Raw genomic sequence first — 2,599 nt, forward strand, 5'->3', positions numbered from 1 at the left:
CCCCGCCGTGACCTCGGCCGCGACGGCGAGGCCGCTGATCACCGCGGGGCCCGCCCCGCCGGCGACGGCGTTCTTGATCGCCGTCGTCGACCCCAGCTCCAGCACCGGCGGAGCCAGGGCGCCCAGCGCGCGCTCCAGGAAGTCGCGGGTGCCCGACCCGGGCTCCCGGGCCACCAGCGGGGTCGACGCCAGCCGGGACGCGTCCACCGCCCGGCGACCCGCCCACCGGTGGTCCGGGGCGACGACGAGCACCAGCCGGTCCCGCGCGACGACCTGGCCGTCGAGGTCGGCGGGCAGCTCGGGCCCCTCGACGAAGCCGAGGTCGGCGTCCCCGGAGCGGACGTCGTCGACCACCTCGGCCGTGTTGTGCGAGGTCAGGGCGACGGCGGTGCCGGGCAGCTCCGCCCGCAGCGCGACCAGCCAGCGTGGCAGGAGGTACTCGGCGACCGTGACGCTGGCCGCCACCCGCAGCCGGGCCGCGCGGTCCGTCCGCAGGGCGGCGACCCCCTCGTCGAGGGCGTGCGCGGCGTCGAGCGCGGCCCGGGCCCGCTCCACCACCAGCGCGCCGTCCGGGGTGAGCCGGGTGCCTCGCGGGGACCGCTCCAGCAGGGTCAGCCCGAGCGCGGACTCCAGGCTCCTGATCCGGGCGCTGACCGCGGCCTGGGAGACGCCGTGCTCCACGGCAGCCCTGCCCATGCTCCCCAGGGTCGCGACGGAGACCAGCAGGTCGTAGGGCACGAGGTCGGCCACACGCGGAGACAGAGCCACAACCACAGCTTATGACTCCGCAACCCGGCGACGGGTACCGTCCGGCGCCTGCCGCGCGCACCGTGGGGACCATGACGACCCACCTGGACCGCCCCGCAGCCGAGGTCGGGGCCCTGCCCCGGCGGCCGCACGCGCTCGCCCGGATCGGGCTGCTGCGCGACCTCGACCGCCCCGGCGACGCCGTCTCGTCGCTGGGACCCAACTGGTTCGCGTCGGTGATGGGCACCGGGATCGTCGGCGGCGCGGTCGCCACGCTGCCGCTGCGCTCGCCCGTCCTGACGGCCTGGGGCACCGCGGCGTGGGGGCTGGCCTCGGTCCTGCTCGTCGTGCTGGTCGTGGCGACCGCGGTGCACCGCCTGCGCTTCCCCGCCCGGGCCCGCGGGCACGCGGCCGATCCGGTCGCCGTGCAGTTCTACGGCGCCGTCGCGATGGCCCTGATGACCGTCGGTGCCGGTGCCGTCCAGTTCGGGATCCCGGTCCTCGGTGCCACGGCCGCACTCGCCACGAGCTGGACGCTGTGGCTGGCCGGCACCGCGTTCGGCCTGGTCACCGCCGTCGGCGTGCCCTACCTGATGATCACCCGCCACGAGATCGGCCCGGACGCCGCGTTCGGCGGCTGGCTGATGCCGGCCGTGCCGCCGATGGTGTCGGCGGCCGACGGCGCCCTGCTCGTCGCCCACCTCGCCCCGGGGCCGGGCCGGGCGACGCTGCTGCTCGCCTGCTACGCGCTGTTCGGGATGAGCCTGTTCGCGACGCTCGCGCTGCTCCCGCAGATCTGGAACCGGCTGGTCGTGCACGGGACCGGCCCGGCCGCGACCGTCCCCACCCTGTGGATCGTCCTCGGCCCGCTCGGCCAGTCGGTCACCGCGGCGGGTCTGCTGGCGAACGTCGCACCGGGCACGCTGCCGGAGCCGTTCGCGAGCGGCACCGCCGTGTTCGCCGTGCTCTACGGCGTGCCGGCCTGGGGGTTCGCGATGCTGTGGATGGCGCTGGCGGCCGCGGTGACCGTCCGGACGGCACGGCGCGGACTGCCGTTCGCGCTGACCTGGTGGAGCTTCACCTTCCCCCTCGGCACCTGCGTGACCGGGACGAACCTGCTCGCGGCCCGGCTGGGGACACCGGCGCTCGCCGTGGTGGCGGTGGCGCTCTACGGGCTGCTCGTCGCGGCGTGGGCCGTGGTCGCGGCCCGGACCGCGCACGGTGCGCTGGTCCGCGGGCACCTGCTCGCCCCCGCGTCCTGACCACTGCCCCCCTTCCCGCCACCCCGCCGGCTGCTCCCAGGGGAACCATCGGGGCTTCTAGGGCAACGAGAGTTCCCCTGGGAGCACCCGGCGGGGCCGGAGAGCCACAACGGCGCGGTCCCGGGGGCCGTCAGAGGGCGAGCAGGCTCTGCACCCCGACGAACAGCCCGACGACGACGAGCAGCCCGGCGAACGTCCGGTTGAGCGCCGCGCCCGACATCCGGTCGGCGACGAGCTTGCCGCCGAGCGCGCCGAGCACTGCGACCGCGGCGAACGGCCCGATGACCGCCCAGTCCAGGTCGAGGTGCCCGACCCGGGCGCCCAGCGAGCTGATCGAGTTGAAGGTGAGCACGAGCAGCGAGGTGCCGATCGCCGCGGGCATCGACAGGCCCATGAGCATGGTCAGGGCCGGGACGACGAGGAACCCGCCGCCGACCCCGAGGAACCCGGTCAGGAAGCCGACCACCGAGCCGGCCGCGACGATCTTGCCGACACGGCGGGCCACCGACCGTCGCGCGGGGGCCGCGAGGACGGCGGTCGCGCCGGCCGTCCCCGGGCCCCCGGCGGTGCGGGACGCCGGCTCCGCTCCG

Annotated in this window: 3 protein-coding genes; 1 reads left to right on the forward strand and 2 read right to left on the reverse strand. The window is 76.7% G+C overall.

What is annotated here, in order from left to right; genetic code table 11:
- The coding region (locus GTW08_RS03765) for a LysR family transcriptional regulator (RefSeq protein ID WP_346009847.1) at positions 1-768 on the reverse strand (768 nt) is incomplete at its 3' end.
- Between the two features lie 71 nt (positions 769-839).
- Between GTW08_RS03765 and GTW08_RS03770 the strand changes: the two genes are divergently transcribed.
- Positions 840-2,009, forward strand: coding sequence for a TDT family transporter (locus GTW08_RS03770; RefSeq protein ID WP_083658625.1), 1,170 nt, complete (start codon positions 840-842; stop codon positions 2,007-2,009).
- 130 nt (positions 2,010-2,139) lie between these two features.
- On the opposite strand, the gene GTW08_RS03775 is transcribed toward GTW08_RS03770, so the two are convergent.
- On the reverse strand, positions 2,140-2,599 hold a 460-nt coding region (locus tag GTW08_RS03775; RefSeq protein WP_161151417.1), incomplete at its 5' end, for a sulfite exporter TauE/SafE family protein.

Source organism: Pseudonocardia sp. SID8383, from assembly GCF_009864975.1.
GTDB classification, from domain to species: Bacteria; Actinomycetota; Actinomycetes; order Mycobacteriales; family Pseudonocardiaceae; genus Pseudonocardia; species Pseudonocardia alni.

Bases quoted from the DNA above. Each gene is read 5' to 3' on its own strand.
- GTW08_RS03770 (WP_083658625.1), top strand. From the start codon at position 840: ATGACGACCCACCTGGACCGCCCCGCAGCCGAGGTCGGGGCCCTGCCC.